The following is a 1,883-nucleotide window of genomic DNA, read 5'->3' on the forward strand; positions in this document are numbered from 1 at the left end:
CCTTGTCCCGCCCGTGTCTCAAACACCACATCACGGCTTTCGTTAAAGTAAAAGGTCTCCCGTTCACAAAAACGAATGGCTGCAAAAATACTTTCTTGGATTTGATGAACATACTCATCGGCTATGTCATCAATCTCATCTTGGATAACTGACACTAAGTGTGAAAGTGTTCTCTTATGACGATAAACATCTCGCTTTACTGGTATTGGTCCTCCGGTCTTAACCCGAATATAATGACGTGTCATCAAAATACCTTTCAGTAAAAATTATAACTATTGATATTATATATTTTGTGTAGTATAGTACTCAAATGGTATTCATTCACAAAACGATAGAATTTGATACTTGGCTTAAGAAACTTAAAGATAAAAGCGTTAAGGCTATTATTCTTGAACGTATTGTCCGCTTAAAACAGGGTCTTTTCGGTGATGTTAAATTCTTTAATGGTATAGGTGAATTACGTATCCACTATGGTGCTGGTTACCGAATTTATTTTACCCAAAAAGGCTCTGATTTTATCCTTTTGTTATGTGGTGGAGATAAATCAACGCAGAAAAAAGATATTGAACAAGCATTAAAGTTAAAAGAGGAGTACAGTGATGAAAATAACCCCCTTTAAACCAGAAGAATATCTTGAAGACATTGAGGTACAACAAGCATTTCTTAATGAAGCCTTTAAAACCGGTGATGCCTCTCATATAGCGGATGCCCTTGGTATTGTTGCTAGAGCACAAAATATGAGTGCCTTAGCAAAAGAAACCAATCGCGAACGCAGTGGATTATACCGCTCTTTAAGTAAGACTGGTGACCCTAAACTTTCTACCTTAGTCGCTGTCTTATCTGCCCTTAATTTGCAACTCTCTGTACAGTCTTCTACTTCATAAACTGAGAGGGAGTTAATAAATCTCTCCCCTCAATTTCAGTGATTGGTTACAAATTCAACGACTATACTTGCTTGCCCAGCTTGTACTGTTTTGTCCGCTTTGGCATAGAGAGTAAGTTCTTCATCATAAGGGATAAACTCCTTCTGATTGGTAGGCTTAACCTCTTTTACTGCCTGTTGTTTGATTTCCGCTTCACCAAACTCTGTCCCTCCAGCAGTGCACCCTATTTTTACCTTCGTGTCCGAAAATGCTGTCTTGACATACACTTTAATCGAAGTGATCAAAGCACCACGAGGTAGCGTGCCTATTCTCATAGCGTTTTCTTTATCTTCATAGCTAAAATTAAGCCGCAAAAAGCTTACCTGCTGGGTATGAAGATTTCTCCCTTGCAAGGGCTGTGGTAAATAATCTGCCATCTTTTATCCCCTCAATGATTTGTCACGAATTGCACAACCACAATACATTCACCAGCATCTGTTGTTTTGTCTCGTGTTGCGTAAAGGGTCATCTCCTTATCATCTGCAACAAAAGACTTTTGATCTGTTGGCGTAAAATCTTGCGTGCCTTGGGCTTTGATGTCTTTTTCACTGAACTCATTGCCGCCATAGGTGCTGCCTATCTTTAATTTTGTCTCAGAAAACGCGGTCTTGACAAAAGCCTTCATCGAAGTGATCAAAGCGCCACGAGGCAAAATTCCGATTTTTTCCGTAAGATGCTTATCTTTATGCGAAATATTCAAACGTAAGAAACTTACCTGTTGGGTATGAAGAGTTCTTCCCTGCAATGGAGGTGGTAATTGATCTGCCATGTCTTGCTTCCTCCCTATGATTAATTATCAGGTTCACCACTGTAGGTGGGGATAACAATCGTTCCAAAATCTTGCGCTGCTTGAGAGCTATTTGGAAATTTGAAACGGGTTTTCTTCATGCCAATCAGTGTTTTCGCAGACAAACCATAGTAACGTTGATAGTCGAAATGCTCTTCCACCAATTTATAGCG

Annotated in this window: 5 protein-coding genes and 1 pseudogene; 2 read left to right on the plus strand and 4 right to left on the minus strand. The window is 39.5% G+C overall.

The features are described from left to right. Positions 1-245 (minus strand): annotated as a pseudogene (locus tag ACFIJP_RS08900) (hypothetical protein); the annotation flags it as partial. A gap of 65 nt (positions 246-310) precedes the next feature. Here ACFIJP_RS08900 and ACFIJP_RS08905 point away from each other — a divergent pair. Together ACFIJP_RS08905 and ACFIJP_RS08910 are read left to right on the plus strand one after the other, a co-directional pair. Next, entirely contained in the window at positions 311-619 is a 309-nt protein-coding gene (locus ACFIJP_RS08905; protein WP_375627040.1) for a type II toxin-antitoxin system RelE/ParE family toxin, read from the plus strand. After that, on the plus strand, positions 600-884 hold the full coding sequence (locus ACFIJP_RS08910; protein ID WP_375621740.1) for an addiction module antidote protein: 285 nt from the start codon (positions 600-602) through the stop codon (positions 882-884). Before ACFIJP_RS08905 ends, ACFIJP_RS08910 begins: the two co-directional genes overlap by 20 nt. A 35-nt stretch (positions 885-919) precedes the next feature. Here the strand turns inward: ACFIJP_RS08910 and ACFIJP_RS08915 are convergent, their stop codons facing one another. The 3 genes from ACFIJP_RS08915 to ACFIJP_RS08925 form a co-directional block, all read right to left on the minus strand. Continuing rightward, positions 920-1,300, minus strand: a complete 381-nt coding sequence (locus ACFIJP_RS08915) for a hypothetical protein (protein ID WP_375627042.1) — start codon at positions 1,298-1,300, stop codon at positions 920-922. 11 nt (positions 1,301-1,311) lie between these two features. Continuing rightward, positions 1,312-1,692: a hypothetical protein gene (locus ACFIJP_RS08920; RefSeq protein ID WP_375627043.1), complete on the minus strand. Its 381-nt coding sequence runs from the start codon at positions 1,690-1,692 to the stop codon at positions 1,312-1,314. A gap of 20 nt (positions 1,693-1,712) precedes the next feature. Further along, the coding region (locus ACFIJP_RS08925) for a DUF4043 family protein (RefSeq protein ID WP_375627045.1) at positions 1,713-1,883 on the minus strand (171 nt) is incomplete at its 5' end.

The organism is Bartonella sp. MU37NMGALS (genome assembly GCF_042194015.1).
Lineage (GTDB): Bacteria > Pseudomonadota > Alphaproteobacteria > Rhizobiales > Rhizobiaceae > Bartonella > Bartonella grahamii.

Coding starts and splice junctions, on each gene's coding strand:
- ACFIJP_RS08905 (WP_375627040.1), top strand. CDS start 311: ATGGTATTCATTCACAAAACGATAGAATTTGATACTTGGCTTAAGAAA.
- ACFIJP_RS08910 (WP_375621740.1), top strand. CDS start 600: ATGAAAATAACCCCCTTTAAACCAGAAGAATATCTTGAAGACATTGAG.
- ACFIJP_RS08915 (WP_375627042.1), bottom strand. CDS start 1,300: ATGGCAGATTATTTACCACAGCCCTTGCAAGGGAGAAATCTTCATACC.
- ACFIJP_RS08920 (WP_375627043.1), bottom strand. CDS start 1,692: ATGGCAGATCAATTACCACCTCCATTGCAGGGAAGAACTCTTCATACC.